Source organism: Exiguobacterium sp. s194 (assembly GCF_018618275.1).
In the GTDB taxonomy this organism is placed as follows: Bacteria; Bacillota; Bacilli; order Exiguobacteriales; family Exiguobacteriaceae; genus Exiguobacterium; species Exiguobacterium chiriqhucha.
Map to the genome: position 1 here is coordinate 101,612 of NZ_JACSLT010000011.1, position 15,906 is coordinate 117,517.

Annotated in this window: 20 protein-coding genes, 2 tRNA genes, 2 rRNA genes and 2 pseudogenes; 6 read left to right on the forward strand and 20 right to left on the reverse strand. The window is 52.1% G+C overall.

The window, feature by feature from the left end; all coding sequences use genetic code 11:
• Positions 1–95: 95 nt before the first annotated feature.
• Positions 96–500: a hypothetical protein gene (locus KNP85_RS13770; protein WP_214803635.1), complete on the reverse strand. Its 405-nt coding sequence runs from the start codon at positions 498–500 to the stop codon at positions 96–98.
• The gene (locus KNP85_RS13775) at positions 497–655 is read right to left on the reverse strand and encodes a hypothetical protein (RefSeq protein ID WP_021065374.1); all 159 of its coding nucleotides are present in this window, start codon (positions 653–655) and stop codon (positions 497–499) included. Before KNP85_RS13775 ends, KNP85_RS13770 begins: the two co-directional genes overlap by 4 nt.
• Before the next feature lie 118 nt (positions 656–773).
• Between KNP85_RS13775 and KNP85_RS13780 the strand changes: the two genes are divergently transcribed.
• Positions 774–1,109 (forward strand): TM2 domain-containing protein, encoded by a 336-nt coding sequence (locus tag KNP85_RS13780; RefSeq protein WP_214799892.1) that lies wholly within the window; start codon positions 774–776, stop codon positions 1,107–1,109.
• A 40-nt stretch (positions 1,110–1,149) separates the two neighbouring features.
• On the opposite strand, the pseudogene KNP85_RS13785 reads toward KNP85_RS13780, so the two are convergent.
• Positions 1,150–1,737: pseudogene (locus KNP85_RS13785) on the reverse strand (NADPH-dependent F420 reductase); the annotation flags it as partial.
• 156 nt (positions 1,738–1,893) lie between these two features.
• Between KNP85_RS13785 and KNP85_RS13790 the strand changes: the two are divergent.
• On the forward strand, positions 1,894–2,076 hold the full coding sequence (locus KNP85_RS13790) for a PspC domain-containing protein (protein ID WP_214803638.1): 183 nt from the start codon (positions 1,894–1,896) through the stop codon (positions 2,074–2,076).
• Between the two features lie 31 nt (positions 2,077–2,107).
• Here the strand turns inward: KNP85_RS13790 and KNP85_RS13795 are convergent, their stop codons facing one another.
• The 5 genes from KNP85_RS13795 to KNP85_RS13815 all read right to left on the reverse strand — a co-directional run bounded on the left by KNP85_RS13795 (position 2,108) and on the right by KNP85_RS13815 (position 5,729).
• Positions 2,108–3,454, reverse strand: coding sequence for an FAD-dependent oxidoreductase (locus KNP85_RS13795; RefSeq protein WP_058765575.1), 1,347 nt, complete (start codon positions 3,452–3,454; stop codon positions 2,108–2,110).
• Between the two features lie 191 nt (positions 3,455–3,645).
• Positions 3,646–3,939, reverse strand: a complete 294-nt coding sequence (locus KNP85_RS13800; RefSeq protein WP_214803641.1) for a YesK family protein — start codon at positions 3,937–3,939, stop codon at positions 3,646–3,648.
• A 124-nt stretch (positions 3,940–4,063) separates the two neighbouring features.
• Entirely contained in the window at positions 4,064–4,852 is a 789-nt protein-coding gene (gene tatC / locus KNP85_RS13805; RefSeq protein WP_058765572.1) for a twin-arginine translocase subunit TatC, read from the reverse strand.
• 2 nt (positions 4,853–4,854) lie between these two features.
• Positions 4,855–5,073: a twin-arginine translocase TatA/TatE family subunit gene (locus KNP85_RS13810; RefSeq protein ID WP_021065382.1), complete on the reverse strand. Its 219-nt coding sequence runs from the start codon at positions 5,071–5,073 to the stop codon at positions 4,855–4,857.
• Positions 5,073–5,729 carry a redox-sensing transcriptional repressor Rex gene (locus KNP85_RS13815; RefSeq protein ID WP_029596207.1) on the reverse strand — a complete coding sequence of 219 codons (657 nt, stop codon included), beginning with the start codon at positions 5,727–5,729 and terminating at the stop codon, positions 5,073–5,075. Before KNP85_RS13815 ends, KNP85_RS13810 begins: the two co-directional genes overlap by 1 nt.
• A 149-nt stretch (positions 5,730–5,878) precedes the next feature.
• Between KNP85_RS13815 and KNP85_RS13820 the strand changes: the two genes are divergently transcribed.
• Positions 5,879–7,780 (forward strand): ABC-F family ATP-binding cassette domain-containing protein, encoded by a 1,902-nt coding sequence (locus KNP85_RS13820; RefSeq protein WP_214803643.1) that lies wholly within the window; start codon positions 5,879–5,881, stop codon positions 7,778–7,780.
• Positions 7,777–8,184 carry a hypothetical protein gene (locus tag KNP85_RS13825; RefSeq protein ID WP_214803646.1) on the forward strand — a complete coding sequence of 136 codons (408 nt, stop codon included), beginning with the start codon at positions 7,777–7,779 and terminating at the stop codon, positions 8,182–8,184. Before KNP85_RS13820 ends, KNP85_RS13825 begins: the two co-directional genes overlap by 4 nt.
• Positions 8,185–8,231: 47 nt before the next feature.
• On the opposite strand, the gene KNP85_RS13830 is transcribed toward KNP85_RS13825, so the two are convergent.
• The 7 genes from KNP85_RS13830 to KNP85_RS13860 all read right to left on the reverse strand — a co-directional run bounded on the left by KNP85_RS13830 (position 8,232) and on the right by KNP85_RS13860 (position 11,673).
• A complete protein-coding gene (locus KNP85_RS13830) occupies positions 8,232–8,798 on the reverse strand; it encodes a hypothetical protein (RefSeq protein ID WP_214803647.1) in 567 nt (188 codons plus the stop codon).
• A gap of 14 nt (positions 8,799–8,812) precedes the next feature.
• Complete coding sequence (tsaD, locus tag KNP85_RS13835; RefSeq protein ID WP_214803650.1) at positions 8,813–9,835, reverse strand: tRNA (adenosine(37)-N6)-threonylcarbamoyltransferase complex transferase subunit TsaD; 1,023 nt, start codon at positions 9,833–9,835, stop codon at positions 8,813–8,815.
• Positions 9,832–10,293 (reverse strand): ribosomal protein S18-alanine N-acetyltransferase, encoded by a 462-nt coding sequence (gene rimI, locus KNP85_RS13840; RefSeq protein ID WP_214720076.1) that lies wholly within the window; start codon positions 10,291–10,293, stop codon positions 9,832–9,834. Before rimI ends, tsaD begins: the two co-directional genes overlap by 4 nt.
• The gene (tsaB, locus tag KNP85_RS13845) at positions 10,286–10,942 is read right to left on the reverse strand and encodes a tRNA (adenosine(37)-N6)-threonylcarbamoyltransferase complex dimerization subunit type 1 TsaB (protein WP_214803652.1); all 657 of its coding nucleotides are present in this window, start codon (positions 10,940–10,942) and stop codon (positions 10,286–10,288) included. Before tsaB ends, rimI begins: the two co-directional genes overlap by 8 nt.
• Complete coding sequence (gene tsaE, locus KNP85_RS13850) at positions 10,939–11,388, reverse strand: tRNA (adenosine(37)-N6)-threonylcarbamoyltransferase complex ATPase subunit type 1 TsaE (protein WP_029596214.1); 450 nt, start codon at positions 11,386–11,388, stop codon at positions 10,939–10,941. Before tsaE ends, tsaB begins: the two co-directional genes overlap by 4 nt.
• A 106-nt stretch (positions 11,389–11,494) precedes the next feature.
• Positions 11,495–11,571 (reverse strand) — tRNA-Met (locus KNP85_RS13855).
• Between the two features lie 25 nt (positions 11,572–11,596).
• Positions 11,597–11,673: transfer RNA gene (locus KNP85_RS13860), tRNA-Met, on the reverse strand.
• A gap of 139 nt (positions 11,674–11,812) precedes the next feature.
• Between KNP85_RS13860 and KNP85_RS13865 the strand changes: the two genes are divergently transcribed.
• The gene (locus KNP85_RS13865; protein WP_214803655.1) at positions 11,813–12,595 is read left to right on the forward strand and encodes a sporulation protein; all 783 of its coding nucleotides are present in this window, start codon (positions 11,813–11,815) and stop codon (positions 12,593–12,595) included.
• Here the strand turns inward: KNP85_RS13865 and KNP85_RS13870 are convergent.
• Entirely contained in the window at positions 12,590–13,222 is a 633-nt protein-coding gene (locus KNP85_RS13870; RefSeq protein ID WP_214803658.1) for a uridine kinase family protein, read from the reverse strand. The genes KNP85_RS13865 and KNP85_RS13870 overlap by 6 nt on opposite strands.
• 51 nt (positions 13,223–13,273) lie before the next feature.
• On the opposite strand from KNP85_RS13870, the pseudogene KNP85_RS13875 reads away from it, so the two are divergent.
• Positions 13,274–13,652 (forward strand): annotated as a pseudogene (locus KNP85_RS13875) (HIT family protein).
• Between the two features lie 9 nt (positions 13,653–13,661).
• Here KNP85_RS13875 and KNP85_RS13880 read toward each other — a convergent pair.
• The 4 genes from KNP85_RS13880 to rrf (KNP85_RS13895) all read right to left on the reverse strand — a co-directional run.
• The gene (locus KNP85_RS13880) at positions 13,662–14,600 is read right to left on the reverse strand and encodes a coiled-coil domain-containing protein (protein WP_131472760.1); all 939 of its coding nucleotides are present in this window, start codon (positions 14,598–14,600) and stop codon (positions 13,662–13,664) included.
• Positions 14,593–15,462, reverse strand: coding sequence for a GNAT family N-acetyltransferase (locus KNP85_RS13885; RefSeq protein ID WP_214716497.1), 870 nt, complete (start codon positions 15,460–15,462; stop codon positions 14,593–14,595). Before KNP85_RS13885 ends, KNP85_RS13880 begins: the two co-directional genes overlap by 8 nt.
• Positions 15,463–15,566: 104 nt before the next feature.
• Positions 15,567–15,682: ribosomal RNA gene (gene rrf / locus KNP85_RS13890) — 5S ribosomal RNA — on the reverse strand.
• Positions 15,683–15,796: 114 nt separating this feature from the next.
• Positions 15,797–15,906 (reverse strand): 5S ribosomal RNA (gene rrf / locus KNP85_RS13895); the annotation flags it as partial.

Genomic DNA, 15,906 nt, shown 5'->3' on the forward strand with positions numbered 1-15,906 from the left:
GCAGACAATAACAGCACTCTTTGTCCTATTCACGTTTTCGTCTGACATCAACCATAAGAAAAAACGATGAGGCGTGTGCCACATCGTTCTTCATATTAATTCAGTTCGGTCTCGACCGTTGTTTCCGGCATAAAGAACCAGAGTCCCATCCCTTTTAATCCGAACACAAACGCCAATCCGTAATACATGAGGGCTTCAAGCGAGTAGGTCAACGTATCCATGAAGAACGAGACGAAGAGTCCAATCATCAAGGCGACGACGACACCTCGTAATGTCAGTTCACTTGATTCACGTCCGATAGCACGAGATGCTTCCTCACCAAGTGTCGCCGCGATGTCACGGCGCCACGCATAAAACAGAGTCGCAGCCAGCGCCAAAGTCATATCTGGCACGTTACCACCTAAGACATCCATGATGGTGAGCCCGAGCATAATGAACATCCCGAGTTTCAATGCATCTTCATTTGTATAGCTCACTCGAGGTTTCAAGAACTTGTTCATAGGACGATGAACCCCACCGTCAATAGACCATATACGAAACCGAGCACGATCACACTGATGGCGATCGATTTATATTGCGGATACTTATGTAAGACGACCGCTCCGGCGATCACGTGAATAAACGCGACGATGAACGTCACAATCGCAAAACCCATTCGGTTGTTCCTCGCTTCCAAAAATAAATAATAGAAAATCATGGGAATTCATCCGTTTCCCGGTACAATAAAGACTGCATTCATTATATCAATTTTTGGAAAGAAGGCACATCACATCATGAATTATTCACGTACCGATTTATCGACAGAGGAAATGCTCCTCGTCAACAGCGAAGTCGAGAAAAAGAAACGCAGTCTCGTCGTCGCGTACTTGCTTTGGTTCTTCCTCGGCGCGTTAGGCGCACACCGCTTCTATTTCAAGAAAACAGGGACGGGCATCGCCATGCTCTTGATGGTCGTTTTGACGATTGGTTTCGGTGCTATCATCACAGGCATTTGGGCGCTCGTCGACGCGTTCCTCATGCCAGGCTGGCAACAACGCGAAGTCGAAGCGATCGAGCGCGAGACGATTGAATCGTTGAAGACTCGCTCTGAGCGTCAAGCTGCCTTTTAACGACCAAGACGGTCACGCCAACGCGTGACCGTCTTTTCTATTAAAAACTATTCTCTTTCAAGTAGAACGCAAAGTTCCGGTGCTTCCGTTCTTTCGTCGCGTAATGAATCCATAACCACGCGAGCGACTCGAGTTCTCGCGCCAGTTTCAAGTGACGCAGCGTATGGGCGTCGAAACCAATCTTCGAGGCAAGGTCTTGAACGGCTCGGACCGACTCTTGCTCGTCTCCGGCGATGAACATCATCGACATGTTCGGATTTTCCAAGTTCTCGACGCCGGTCTGATTGAACGCCTTGACGATGCGGACGTGTGGCGCAAGTTCTTGCAGATGCTCGGCCCCCGACTTCCCTTCCGGCCGCTCGATGGCGTCAAACTCTTTGGCGATCGGATTCGTCACATCGATGACAATCTTGTCGTCCAAGTCCCGGAGCGATTGAATCAAATCGACGGCCGCCGCGAACGGCGTCGTCAATAACAAAATCTGTGCGTTCGACGCCACTTCTTGGAGCGACATCGTCCCTTCCCGTTCTGAACGTGTCCCATACAACACTTCATAGCCGACGTCCTCGAACTTGCGCCCGAGCGTCCGTCCGACTTTCCCTGCTCCTAAAATACCAATCTTCATATAGTCCGACTCCCCTTCACAGTTCTTCGTCTGCGTGCCGTAGCCTTTCTCTTACCCCTTCCCCGGCTTCAGACGAAGAAAAACCTGTGTGCATTGTACGCTTGCCACCAATTTATATGGTAAAATTTTCATATCATAGTTGAGATAGGAGCCACGCTTATGAAACGTCCGCTTCGTAAATCCGCCACGAACCGCTCTCTCTTTGGTGTCTGCGGCGGCATCGCTGAATACTTCGACTTGTCGCCCCTCGGTGTACGTCTGCTCTTCTTGATTGTGCCGGGGAACGTCCTCATCTATATGATTCTCGCCAACTCGATGAAGGACGCCCCACGCTATCTATAAAAAACTCGGAAGCCGCGGCTCCCGAGTTTTTTTATGCGTTGACTTTATCTTTCATCGCCGCGAGCGCCCCACTGTTGATGAAGTGCCATGGCTTGTTGTAGTGCGGTTGGAAGAAGAAGTCGACATAGGCGAGCTCTTCGACCGTCATCTCGTTTTGGATCGCGAGCGACAACGTGTTGACCGCTTGCGTCATGTCCGCTTTTGAGAGGACTTGTCCACCGACGACGCGATGCGTGCCGACTTCATAGACGAGTTTGAACTGAACCGGTTCAGCCGTCGGCATGAACTCCGGACGGTACGCGTCTTCAATCACAACACTCTCAACGTCGAGGCCGAACAGTCCAGCTGCTTCTTCCGTGAGACCTGATGAGGCGATGTTCCAATCATACAGGCGAAGACCTGACGTTCCTTGCGTCCCTTGATAACGGACACGCGGTGCGATCAAGTTCTCAGCGACGAGCGTTCCCATGCGGACGGCGTTCGTCGCGAGCGGGATGTAGGCATGTGTGCGCGCCGGGTTGTAATAGACAGCACAGCTGTCACCAGCCGCGAAGACGTCCGGGTTGCTCGTGCGCATATATTCGTCGACGATAATGGCGCCGTTGCCGAGCATGTCGACTTGGCCTTGAAGGAGTCCCGTGTTTGGGCGGAAGCCGACACAGAGGATGACGAGGTCGGCCTCGAACTCACCTTTATCGGTCACGACGTGCGTGACGTTTCCATCTGTCCCACGGAACGCTTCGACCGTTTGGCCGAGTTCGAGGTCGATGCCGCGTGACGTCATGTCTGCCTCGAGTTGGTCTGTGAACGACTTGTCGAGATACTTGTTCAAGATGCGGTCGGCACTATCGATGAACGTGACGTGTTTGCCGTACACTTCGAACGCCTCGACGAGCTCGACACCGATATAGCCGGCACCGATGACGGCGATGTTCGTCGCGTCTTTTGCCCGCTCGATGATGCGTTGGGCGTGACCATAGTTTTTGCAGAGCTCAATCCCAGTCATCTCGATGCCAGGAAGTGTCGGGACGATCGGCCATGAACCAGTCGTGACGATCAAACGGTCGAACGTGTCATAGACGTCTTCTCCCGTGTCGAGGTTTTTCGCATGGACCGTCTTCGCTTCCGTATCGATGTTCAACACGTCGTGCTTCATGCGCATCGTCGCGCCGAGTTCTTCGAGCTCGGTCGGTGACGCGTAGAAGAGCTCTTCCGCACGTTTGACGACACCGCCGACGTGGAGGGCAATCCCACACGAGAGGAAGCTGACGTTGTCGTTCCGCTCATACACCGTGATGTCGAGATTGTCGTGCTTGGCGAGTAATCCTTTGACGGCTGCTGTTCCTGCGTGTGTACATCCGATGACTGCGATTTTCATATGGTTGTCTCTCCTTTGAGTGTTAGGCAAGTTAGTGTTTGTGATAAATATCACATTTACTTTCTGAACTTAGTGTACTATTTCACAAGAAGGTTTGACAATCCCTTTGCTCACTTTTTCACGTAATTATGTCTAAAGTTTGAACGGCTGGTGTGACAACAAAAAAACGCTCCGCAACCGGAACGGTTCATTCATGAATGGGTCGTGCGTCTTGCTTTAAACCAGTGGTAAGTGACGACGCCGATATAGGTGAGGAGGCCGATTACATACAGACTGAAGCCAATCAAAATCCAGCCCAGCGCGTCCCAACCACGGACGAAGACGAGTCCGATGATACACGATACGTACCCCACGACGAGCAATGTCAACGAGAAGGCGAGTCTCCGCTTGAATCGCGACTTCAGAAAGTTCAGCACGGCAATCAACAAAATTGTCGTCAACACGCCGATGATGATGAGTTCATCCCCGTAGTACTCCCAAGCCATCGCTTCTCCCCCTGACTGATGTTTAAGTAGTTTCATCGTATCACGTGGGTCCAGTGTTTATCTTGTTGTTAAAAACATTTATTCCCAATCACAAAAAAAGCATCGTCCCGTTAAAGAACGATGCTTACTTCTCATTCATTTGTTTCATCAAATCGACTTGCTCTTTCACCATCGCCTCTTTCTCACGACGGAGCACGCCCCGGTACGTGATGCGTGAAATCGACAAGCTGATTTCATACAAGAAGAAGAGCGGCAGCGACACCATGAGGTGCGACGTCAAATCCGGCGGCGTGATGAAGGCCGCGATGACGAACAAGGCGAAGTACGCATATTTCCGAATCGATGACAGGAAGTACGGTGTCACGACACCGATGCGCGTCAAGAACATCGTCACGACCGGCAACTGGAATAACAGTCCGAATGGAATGGTCAGTTGCAGCAAGAACGTGAAGTAGTTCGACGCCCCGATGATTTGCGTCAGACCGAGGTCTTGCCCGAGGTCCGTCGAGATATCGAGGACGAGCGGGAACAACCAATAGTAGGCGAATGCGAGACCGATCAGGAACAAGATGAAGATGATCGGGATATACGCGAGCGTCGCTTTCCGCTCGTTCGGGTGCAGACCAGGTGCGACGAACGCCCACAGTTGATACAGTAGAAACGGACCGGACGCGACGAGCCCGATGACGAGCGCCAAGTTCAAGTAAATCATGAGCGGGTCCGCGACCCCAAAGGCGTTCAGCTCGAGCCCTCGTTCGACGAGGTCCGCCTGCAGATAGGCGAGCACATATTTGACACTCGGCAAAGCGATTAGAAAGAAGGCAAAGACGACAAATGCCGACAGCATCAGTCGTCTCCGCAGCTCTGTCAAGTGATCGGACAGTGCCCGTTCTTGATCAGGTTGATGATTCATGATTACTGCTCTTTCTTCTCAAGTTCTTTCTTATCTTTCTCGTCATGTTCGTTCATCATGCCGTTCGTGGCATTTTTGAACTCTCGGAGCGTTTGACCGGCGGCGCGTCCGAATTCAGGCAATTTCTTCGGCCCGAAGATGATGAGCGCGACGATGGCGATAATGAAGATACTTGCTCCCCCAGGAATACCGACGACGAGCAACGATGATAGTAATTCCATTATTGATGGACCCCCTCAGCAGATGGATAGTGTTGCATAAAGTAAATGAGCGACTGGAGTTCGATCGACAAGTCGATGTGATGGACGCGGACCGTGTCCGGCACAGTAAGTCTGGCCGGTGTGAAGTTCAAGATACCTTTGATGCCGAAGCGGACCAAGTCGTCCGCGACCGGTTGCGCATAGGCAGACGGCACCGTGAGAATGGCGACGTCAATCTTGTTTTGTTTCATGATCTGTTCCATCTCATCGACGTGATGAATCGGGACACCGGACATCGTCGTGCCGACTTTTGTCTCGTCTGCGTCGAACCCGACGACGATATGTGTGTTATTGTTTTTAAGGAAGTTATAGTTGACGAAAGCTGTCCCAAGATGACCAACCCCGACTAAGGCGACGTTCGTAATCTCGTCCTGATTCAGTGTCTTACGGAAAAAGTCTAACAGATACTGTACGTTATAGCCATATCCCTTTTTCCCGAGCGCACCGAAGTACGAAAAATCGCGACGGATCGTGGCCGAATCGACCTTGACCGCCTCGCTCAGTTCAGCAGAAGAGACACGCTGTTTTCCTGATGAATGTAGGCTTTGGATAAACCGATAGTATAGTGGCAACCGTTTGGCTGTCGCTTGCGGAATCTTTGGTTCGTTTTGACTCAACGGAAAGAGCCTCCTTTTTACGACGCGTTTCAAACGAATCTAATTTCATACACCTTGATTGTAAACGAATTCACATGACCACTCAATGAATATACCTGAAATGGGGAAGAAATAAAGTATACTAAATAGAGAGAAAGGGGTTTTTTCACTTGATCCTACTGCAAGTCAATAACTTATCGAAATCATTCGGCGTCGAGCCGATTTTAGAGAACGTCAAACTAGAAATTCAAGAAGGCGAACGTGTCGCCCTTGTCGGCCGTAACGGTGCCGGCAAGTCGACATTGCTTAAAGTCATCGCCGGGGAATACAACTATGACTCGGGCGACATCATGAAGCCTAAAGATGTCACCATCGGCTATCTCGCCCAAGACTCAGGGTTAGAGTCGAACGAGACGATGTGGAACGAAATGTTGACTGTCTTCACCGATTTAATTGAACAAGAAAAGACGCTGCGCCGCATGGAGCAAGACATGGGTTCTGAGCGCATCTTGAACGACCCGGCCGCCTATGAGCGCCTCTTGTCGTCTTACGATGAAGAACAGCATACGTTCAAAGACCGTGGCGGCTATCAATATGAGGCGACGATCCGCTCTGTCCTTCACGGGATGCGGTTCTATCCGGACGACTTCGAACGCCGCATCGATACGCTCTCCGGCGGACAGCGGACACGTCTCGCTCTCGCGAAGATGCTGCTCCAAAGTCCGGACCTGCTCATCTTGGATGAGCCGACGAACCACTTGGACATCGAGACACTCGGCTGGCTCGAGAAGTATTTGAGCGGCTATAAAGGCGCCGTCCTCATCGTCTCCCACGACCGCTACTTCCTCGACCGCGTCGTATCGGTCGTCTATGAGCTGTCCCGCCACCGCAGCCGTCGCTTCGTCGGCAACTACACGAAGTACCTTGAACAGAAGGCTGCCATTTACGAGCAAGAGAAGAAGCAGTTCGAGTCGCAACAAGAAGAGATCGCCAAAATGCAGGACTTCATCCAGCGCAACATCGCCCGGGCGACGACGACGAAGCGGGCCCAGAGTGTCCGCAAGCGTCTCGAGAAAGTCGACCGGATGGAAGCGCCGGACGGTGATGAGCGTAGTGCCGTCCTCTCGTTCTCGATTAAACGCCAAAGTGGGAACGACGTGTTGAGCGGCAGCGACCTCGCCATCGGCTATGAGGAACCGATCGCCCAGCAGCTCCGCTTTCAACTGCAGCGCGGCGAATCGGTCGCCCTCGTCGGCCCGAACGGAGTCGGCAAATCGACGCTCTTGAAAGTGTTGACGAAACAACAGCCGGCCCTTACCGGTGACATCCGCTACGGTACCGGCGTCGAAATCGGCTACTACGACCAGGAGCAACAGAATTTGTCGGATGCCAACCGCGTCATCGACGAGATTTGGAACGATTGGCCGCTCATGCGCGAACAAGAAGTGCGGAGCCTGCTTGGACAGTTCCTATTCAGCGGTGACGACGTCATGAAACGCGTCCATGAATTGTCGGGTGGAGAGCGGGCCCGCTTGACGCTCGCGAAACTGAAGCTCGAGCAACCAAACTTGCTCATCTTGGATGAGCCGACGAACCACTTGGACCTCGACTCGAAGATGATTCTCGAGAACGCCCTCGTCGACTATCCGGGCACAATCCTATTCGTCTCGCACGACCGCTACTTCATCGACCGGCTCGCGACGCGCGTCTTAGAGATCACGCCGAACGGCATCGACGAATACCTCGGCGATTACTCATATTATGTCGAGAAGAAAGAAGAACTTGAAGAACTGGCCCGACTCGCCCGCGAAGAGACGAAACAAGTCATCGTCAAGAAACAGCGTGCCGACAAGGAACAGCAACGTGAGGAACGCCGGATGAAACAACGGATCGAGGAAATCGAGCTCACCATCGAACAACACGAGGCCCGTCTCGAGGAAATCGAGCAGCTCTTGTGTGAACCGGACGTCTTCAACGACTTCGCTCGGGCACAGGAACTGTCGACCGAGTCCGACGCGACGAAAGAATCGATCACGGCACTGTATGCAGAATGGGAGGAGCTCCATTCATGATGCGATTCCGTGCGATGCGAATCGAATGGATGCACGCCTTCCTGACCGGTCTCGCCTACATCGTGCCGACGGGGACGGAATTCGTATCCGAACTGATTCGTGGGGAACCGACGGTCGTTCCGTCGTTCCTGTTTTATTTCTTGCCGGTCGTCATCGGCTTCATCATCCAGACATGGAGCGGGATTGTGATCAGTTTGTTGAGCGGCCTGCTTATGAGCAGCCTGTTTATCCGCCTCGTCGTCTGGCCAGTCGATGTGACCGTGCACAGTTTTTACGCCCCGGGCTCGGTGTGGGGACACTTCTATCAGTCGACGCTCCTCATGTGGGTGCTCGCACTGATTGTCTACGTCGTGAGCCGGGTGAACATGTGGTACAAACAGAACAAACATCATCCGGACGTATAAAAAAGGGAAGCCGTCTCCAACGTGGAGACCGGCTTCCCTTTTAACAGTTAGAAATAACGTAGCGGCTGGAATCCGCGTGTATGGAAGTCGAGCTTGAGGCCGTCTTCCGTGATAAAGAACACGTACTCGTTCGTATCGACATCACGGACGAACACTTTATAGAACGTGAGTGTCTCCTCACGGTTCGTCACATACTTCGCCTCATGCGTCGAGATCACTTGCGCGAACAATTGCTCTTCGTCAAACTCGTTGACGATATCCTCGAACTTCACCGCTTCTTCTTCGGTCGCTTCTCGTCCCGGCGCAATCTCGTAATATGCGTCGCTCGCTTTCGGCTGAACGCCGAGGTTGCGGTCGACGACGATGACGCTCTCGATATTTTGGTCGTCTAGGCTCTTATAGCCGTACAACGTCTCGACGAGCGTGTTCTCACCCGTGACCCGGCCGATGCCTTCGAGCGATTCCGCTCCTGTGAGTGAACGGACGCGTGTCGCTTCCGGCACGATTTCTTCTTGATAGGCGATATTATAGGCGCGGATAATCTCCCGTACTTGCAAAAACGTCGCGACGACGAGCAGTACGACCAGACCTCCAATGATGATGCGTTTCGTCATGTCTCTATTTCCCCCTAGACTGTCATGCTCTCTTCTAAGGATAACCCAGGAACCGCATTCATCGCCAGTGTATCGCGCTTTCCTCGCACATACGCGTGATGTGCCGCCACCCCAATCATACCGGCGTTGTCTCCGCATAGATCAAGTGGTGGGATAACGAGGCGGATGCCTTCGCGGTCCGTCGCTTCTTGAAGCGCAGCACGGAGTCCACGGTTGGCCGCAACGCCACCTGCGACGAGCAGTTGTTTCGCGCCTTTTTCTTTCACCGCACGAATCGCTTTCTCGACGAGCACTTCGACGACGCTCGCTTGGAAACTGGCCGCCAAGTTTTCAGGGATGACCGTCTCCCCACGCTGTTCGGCGTTATGGACGGCATTGATGACTGACGACTTGAGCCCGCTGAAACTGAAGTCAAAACTTCCTGCTTCGAGCCGGACCCGTGGGAACTTATACGTGTCTTCCCCGTTAGCCGCGAGACGGTCGATGGCCGGGCCACCCGGGTAAGGCAGGCTGAGCGTCCGTGCGACTTTGTCGTACGCTTCTCCAGCCGCATCGTCACGCGTCTCACCGATGACTTCAAACACACCGTGCTCGGGCATATAGACGAGCTCCGTATGTCCTCCTGAAACGACGAGACAGACGAGTGGGAACTCCATCTCTTCAACGAGTTCGTTCGCGTAAATATGTCCGGCGATATGGTGGACGCCGATGAGCGGTTTACTATGGGCGAACGCGAGTGCCTTAGCCGCACTGATGCCGACGAGCAGCGCCCCGACGAGACCTGGTCCTTGCGTGACCGCGACGGCGTCGACGTCTTGCATCGTCACGCCGGATTCACTGAGGGCGTCATCGATGACGTACGTGATTCGTTCGACGTGGTGGCGCGAGGCGACCTCGGGTACGACCCCACCGAACCGTTTATGGCTTTCAATCTGCGACGAGACGACGTTTGATAAGAGCGTCTTGCCGTCACGCACGAGTGCGACCGATGTCTCATCACAGCTCGACTCAATCGCGAGAATGAGCGATGTGTTCATTCTGATTCACTTCCTAACTTCGCCCAGTAAATATAGGCGTCTTCATTATTGTCTTGATAGTAGCGTTTCCGACGTCCGGCATTTTCGAAACCGAACTGTTCATACAGCTTTTGGGCGCCGATATTCGAGACGCGCACTTCGAGCGTGAGCGCCGCCAATGACTTCGAGCGAGCGAATTCAACGAGTTGCGTCAACAGCAGATTGCCGATGCCTTGCCCGCGATATTCCGGTAAGACGGCGATGTTCGTGATATGCCCTTCGTCCACGATTTGCCAGACGCCGACGAACCCGACGACGCGACGTTCATGGACGGCGACAAAATAGACGGCCTGCTCATTCTTGAGCATCTCGTTCATGAACGCTTCTTTCGTCCATGGGATGGCGAACGACGCTTCTTCGACTTTGGTGACTTCCTCGACATCGAGCCAGTTCATGCGCCGGATTTTAATATCAGCCATTGTTTTGTCCCTCGAGCCATTTCGCTTCCGCTTCAGCAAGACGGAGATATTCGGGCTCAAACGCATGGACATCGTCCGTGACGTCACCTAACGCGACGAGATCGCTCGCCCGGCCATAGCTATGCGCGGCCGGTGCTTCGGTATAGTCGTAAGACGCGAGTACGTCACGGAACGGCTCGACATCACCGACGACGACGAATGGTCCTGTGATGGTGGCTTCAAGCCAAGCTGCGACCGAGGCGTGACGGTCGGGTGTCACGGCCTCGTTCTGTTGATAGTGACCGATATACGCATTGCCACGACGAGCATCGATGAGCGCGACGACCGGGAGCTCCGTATTCGGGGCCGCCGCCATGAGATGGAGCGCCGAGACCCCGACGAGCGGGATTTGAAGCGTGTAGGCGAGCGTCTTCGCGGTCGTGACACCGATGCGGATACCCGTATAAGATCCCGGACCTGTCGTCACGACGATACGTTCGAGCTCGGTCGATGTCCATTTGACCGCATTCATCAGTTGTTCAATCATCGGCATGAGCGTGACGGCATGGTTTTTCGAGACCATGACCGTCGCCTCGGCTTGAATCTGTCCGTGTTCACTGAGGGCGACAGATAGACGTGTCGTCGCCGTATCAATCATCAGTTGCTTCATGCGAGCACCTCCTTCACCAGCGCATCATAGACGTCGCCGACGGGCGCGAACGTCAGTTGACGTTCCTCGTCCCCGATTCGCTCGATTGTGATGGCGAGCCGTTCCGTCGGAAGTGATGACTCGATCAAGTTCGACCATTCGACGATGGCGACACCATCGCCGTTGATGTATTCTTCGAGGCCGATATCGTCCCCCGTATCTTCGAGACGATAGACGTCCATATGGTAGAGCGGCAAGCGCCCTTGATATTGCTTCATGATCGTAAACGTCGGGCTGTTGACGTTGCGCGTAACACCGAGGCCTTTACCAAAGCCCTGGGTGAACGTCGTCTTACCGGCACCGAGGTCTCCGTTCAACGTTATGACTGTCCCGGCTTTGACGAGTGTGGCCAACTTCTCTGCCACTGCCTGCGTCTCGGCCGCAGAATGGGTAATCAATGTATACATGATGTTTCTCCTTTAGTCGGTTCTAGCGATACGTACTCATTGTACACTCAATTTTACGCAAAAAAAAACACGAAACGTCATCGTTTCGCTATCTCATTTAAAAAATTGGTTGCGGGGGCTGGATTTGAACCAACGACCTTCGGGTTATGAGCCCGACGAGCTACCAGACTGCTCCACCCCGCGACGACATATGAAATTAAATAAAAATTGGTTGCGGGGGCCGGATTTGAACCGACGACCTTCGGGTTATGAGCCCGACGAGCTACCAGACTGCTCCACCCCGCGATGGTTTGAATTGTTTCGACATCCTCTATAATAAGTGAAGTAGTTATATAATGCAACCTTTTTCTTCATGTTTTTTCAGAATTGGAATCGGGAACATTTTAGAGAGTACAATTTATAAGAGAAAAGGAGCGCGACCGTCATGTCGAAATGGGGTAATCGCTTTAAAAAATGGTTCTTTTCCGAACTGGACGCATCCGTCTATTTTCACACCGTCCCGTTCATTCCGAACGAGACCGTTCATGGAACACTGCGGGTGTTGAACACCACTTCGCATGTCGTGCGGCTGCAAGAGTTGACGCTTAATTTTTTGACGACGTTCAAAGATATCACACTCGAAGGCAATGAGTTTAATCGGGAGGCCGACTTGCAAGAAGTCCCAATCGCCCTATCGGCTGTGCTCGAACCAGGTGCTGAAGAACACATCCCGTTCACGTTCGATTTGACGATGTATGCCCCATCAACAGCCGGAGCACCATACAGCGTCGAAGCGACCGTCTGGGACACCGACGGCAAACGGGTCTGGTTCGATGTCATCGAAAAAGTCGAAGTCGAACCGCTCCCTGCCTTGAAACGCTTGTTACAGGCGACCGAACATGCCGGGCTCGAGCTCATGTTCGTCCGTAACGTCATCGACCCGATTGGAGAAGAACGACCGTATCCGTTCGTCGAGAAGTATGGATTCAAACCGGTCGGTGACTGGGCCGACGAGTTCGAAGTCGTCAAATCGTTCTGGCGGGTCGACGAGGACGGGGTCGACGTCTATTACTGGCTCGACAATATCGAGAAGCAACGTACACTCGAGTCAATCGCCAATGACGTCACGATGCGCCATCGCTCGCTCACGTGGGACCAACTCGAACGAGAACAGGATCGACTTGGACTCGGTATCCAAGAAACGTTACGTAGCCACCGTTCTTCATGAGCGGTGGTTTTCAATTGTCCAAACATCGTTACTCGTCGAGACGATCGTTTGGAACTTTTCGCGCTGCGGATGCATGAACAGCTCGTATTGGAGTCGACGCTCTTCGTGAGAAGCCTGTAAATATGCGAGATCCATTCCCCGTTGCTGGATATCTCGAACGGAACGTCGCGCAAACTCAGTATCACTGTCGGTATATAGATAAGCCGAAACATCCCACGAATCAGCGGCGAGGAACGCGACGCTCATGCCTTCGATGATGGTGATCCGTTTTGTCGGGTCAATCCACGTTCGTTCAAGGTATGGGACGTCAATCGTGAAAAAACCGATCCCTTCACGCACCATACGAACGTCACGCTCTAGTGAAAGTAGATGGTGCGCGGACGGATGACAAGCCGTCATCTTATAATGATGCTTCTGCCCGTCGACCGTGTAATCGAGCATAGCGCTCTTCCGTAACAACGAGTCCGTGATATATGGATCGGTATTGATGTAGTTTACGTCTCCGAGGCGCTCGCGTAGGGCATCTGCAAATATCGTCTTCCCGGCACCCCCGTGTCCCGAGATGGCGATAATCGTGCGCTGCTCGCGTTCGGCCTGGGCAACCATCATATCAATCAATTCATTCATAATGCTCCCCCTTTTGGTACACTTCATATAGAAAGGAAGTGTACCAATCCGATGTCAACTTGTCCATTTTGTCATCCTCAACTTGACCCGTCTCAGACGATCGTCGCCGAGAATGAGACATGCTACTTCTTGATGCACGACCGTGAGCAGGACGTGCTCGTCGGCTCTGGCGTCATCGTCCCAAAACGACATCGAGCGACGACGTTCGATCTCACGCCTTCGGAATGGCGCGATACATACGAGTTACTCCACGAAGCAAAGTCCTTCCTCGAGAAGAATGTATAGTCCTGATGGGTATACCCTTGGCTGGAACGTCGGAACGGCTTCAAACCAGACCGTCCCACACGCCCACCTGCACGTTATCCCTCGATACGCCGACGGACCGCACGCGGGTAAAGGTTTACGCCATTGGTTGAAACGACCAGAATAACCAAACAGCTCATCGTGTGAGGATGAGCTGTTTTCGTTTCGTTTCTATTTCTTCAAGTTGTTGTTCTAGACGTTCTACTTCTCTCGTCATTTTCTCAATCAGTTGAGCGATTTCACGATCGAGTCCTTTTACCTTGTCTAGCGAATCATTGATTCGTCCATGCATCGTCCACTCGGAAAAGATGTCATCGAGGAAGTAGTCAGCGAATTGAATGAGCGAACCGCGCTCGATTTGTAAGCCACTGACGACTCCTTTCACGTCAGCCAACTCCCGCGAGAAGCGCTCGAGCGCAGCTTGAAGTTCATGCATCTTCCGTTCCGAAGCATCGATGGCATCATGTTTCATCGCTGTCGCAATCAAGCCGCCTCCAAAGAACGTATCATACGTCGACCAACCTTTCGCACTGTCGAGATGTTTAAGTGTTCTCGAGATGGCCGTCCGTGCTGAATTTCCAGCGACGATGGCTTCTTTATATTCAACAAGCACCTCATTCATTTTCACCTGTTGATCCGTGAGTCGATATAATTCTTCCCTAACAGTAAAATCTTGCTTCAAATGAGTTTCCTTCTCTTTTAGGAAGGTCTCCCATTTCGCGTCGATTCCACGATACGTCTCAAATGTTTCATACAAGTCACGACGCTCAAGCGCTAACTCATCCACCATCGCCTCATGTTCCCGTAACTTCAATTCGGCCCGGGCCGCCTCTTCTAATTCAATCGTTTTTTGTTCGTTGAATGTTCCCCTTAGCTTACGCCATGCGTTGACGAGCGAGAATGAATCTAAGTCATAGACATCGCGCTGTTCCTTCGTAAACGAATTGAGAAGTTGCTTTCGCACAGCTTCATGTTCGGCAATTTGCTTGTCGAGTGTTTTTAATTTACGGGCGAGTCGGTCCCGTTCTGCCATCTGTTGTTGTAAGTCGTGTTGGGTTTGGTAGAGATCACTCATAACGTTTTATTCCTCCAGTTTCTTTTCGATAATGTTCTAACAGGTCTTTGACGTGTACCCCGTCAATCGTTAAGCCGTCAATCGATGAGTCCTTGATTTGGACACCATCGAGCCGACAGTTTTCAAAAAATGTGTTCGTCAGGTTTGTATGGAAGAACGTCGTCGGCCTCCCTGATTCGTACATGGTGACGAAACGATACTGAGAACCGGATAGATTCAAATCATCAAACTCCGTCTCCCTGAAGTTGATATTCCGAAATTGGCTCTTCGTGAAATTACAGTTATGCGCCTGAAGCTCTGAGACGTTACTATTCGGGATGGAGACACGACTCGCATCCATCCCATACGCTTGAGCACCTGTAATGGAACGCTCTTCATAGCGCAATATCATGTGATCTGTCCGCTGCTTCACTCGTTTGGTGAAACAAACTTCCTGATCTGATTCGAAGACGGATTGGTAACCAGCTGCTCGATAAAATGCCACGTTGTTAGGTTGGGCTGTGGATGTCTCCAACTCCCAAATTCGAACAGTCGGATGAAGCTCCTCGATTGATTGTAGTGCCCGTTTCCCAATCCCTTTACCTTGTCTATATGGATGGATAAAGATGCGGTCTATCCGGCCATAATCTTGCCCTGTCAACGTCACGACGGCTCCCCCGACGACTTGTCCTTCAAGCTCGATGACGTAGCATGTCAATTGTTCAATCAAGTACAGGCTCATCGCCTCGTCATCATAACCGGGTGGTTCAATATTTAAGTCTCGATATGGTAGTCGGAGACGGTCTGCCTCTTGTTTAAAACTTGCCCGTGAAACCTCAGTGAATATCGTCTGGTCCGAGGTTGTAGCTTCACGAATGTGCATGATGATTCCCCCTCTTCACGTGTTTATACGCAAAGAAAGAATTAAAGGTTTCGAGAACGACAAAAAAGGACGATCGAGCATTTGCTCAATCGTCCTTTGCGTTGGCCTAGCAACGTCCTATCCTCACAGGGGGAGACCCCCAACTACTTTCGGCGCTGAAGTACTTAACTTCCGTGTTCGGCATGGGAACGGGTGTGACCACTTCGCTATCGCCACTAGACAATTATTATATTAGCATACAGATTAGGATATAGCAATACTATTAGGTAATTTTGTTTAAAATAATCACATAAAGAAAGACGACCGAGCGGATGCTCGATCGTCTTTCGCGTTGGCCTGGCAACGTCCTATCCTCACAGGGGGAGACCCCCAACTACTTTCGGCGCTGAAGCGCTTAACTTCCGTGTTCGGCATGGGAACGGGTGTGGCCGCTTCGCTATCGCC

Excerpts from the sequence above, each read along its gene's own strand:
- KNP85_RS13770 (WP_214803635.1), bottom strand. The coding sequence starts at position 500 with ATGAACAAGTTCTTGAAACCTCGAGTGAGCTATACAAATGAAGATGCA.
- KNP85_RS13775 (WP_021065374.1), bottom strand. The coding sequence starts at position 655 with ATGGGTTTTGCGATTGTGACGTTCATCGTCGCGTTTATTCACGTGATC.
- KNP85_RS13780 (WP_214799892.1), top strand. The coding sequence starts at position 774 with ATGAATTATTCACGTACCGATTTATCGACAGAGGAAATGCTCCTCGTC.
- KNP85_RS13790 (WP_214803638.1), top strand. The coding sequence starts at position 1,894 with ATGAAACGTCCGCTTCGTAAATCCGCCACGAACCGCTCTCTCTTTGGT.
- KNP85_RS13795 (WP_058765575.1), bottom strand. The coding sequence starts at position 3,454 with ATGAAAATCGCAGTCATCGGATGTACACACGCAGGAACAGCAGCCGTC.
- KNP85_RS13800 (WP_214803641.1), bottom strand. The coding sequence starts at position 3,939 with ATGGCTTGGGAGTACTACGGGGATGAACTCATCATCATCGGCGTGTTG.
- tatC (WP_058765572.1), bottom strand. The coding sequence starts at position 4,852 with ATGAATCATCAACCTGATCAAGAACGGGCACTGTCCGATCACTTGACA.
- KNP85_RS13810 (WP_021065382.1), bottom strand. The coding sequence starts at position 5,073 with ATGGAATTACTATCATCGTTGCTCGTCGTCGGTATTCCTGGGGGAGCA.
- KNP85_RS13825 (WP_214803646.1), top strand. The coding sequence starts at position 7,777 with ATGATGCGATTCCGTGCGATGCGAATCGAATGGATGCACGCCTTCCTG.
- KNP85_RS13830 (WP_214803647.1), bottom strand. The coding sequence starts at position 8,798 with ATGACGAAACGCATCATCATTGGAGGTCTGGTCGTACTGCTCGTCGTC.
- tsaD (WP_214803650.1), bottom strand. The coding sequence starts at position 9,835 with ATGAACACATCGCTCATTCTCGCGATTGAGTCGAGCTGTGATGAGACA.
- rimI (WP_214720076.1), bottom strand. The coding sequence starts at position 10,293 with ATGGCTGATATTAAAATCCGGCGCATGAACTGGCTCGATGTCGAGGAA.
- tsaB (WP_214803652.1), bottom strand. The coding sequence starts at position 10,942 with ATGAAGCAACTGATGATTGATACGGCGACGACACGTCTATCTGTCGCC.
- tsaE (WP_029596214.1), bottom strand. The coding sequence starts at position 11,388 with ATGTATACATTGATTACCCATTCTGCGGCCGAGACGCAGGCAGTGGCA.
- KNP85_RS13865 (WP_214803655.1), top strand. The coding sequence starts at position 11,813 with ATGTCGAAATGGGGTAATCGCTTTAAAAAATGGTTCTTTTCCGAACTG.
- KNP85_RS13870 (WP_214803658.1), bottom strand. The coding sequence starts at position 13,222 with ATGAATGAATTGATTGATATGATGGTTGCCCAGGCCGAACGCGAGCAG.
- KNP85_RS13880 (WP_131472760.1), bottom strand. The coding sequence starts at position 14,600 with ATGAGTGATCTCTACCAAACCCAACACGACTTACAACAACAGATGGCA.
- KNP85_RS13885 (WP_214716497.1), bottom strand. The coding sequence starts at position 15,462 with ATGCACATTCGTGAAGCTACAACCTCGGACCAGACGATATTCACTGAG.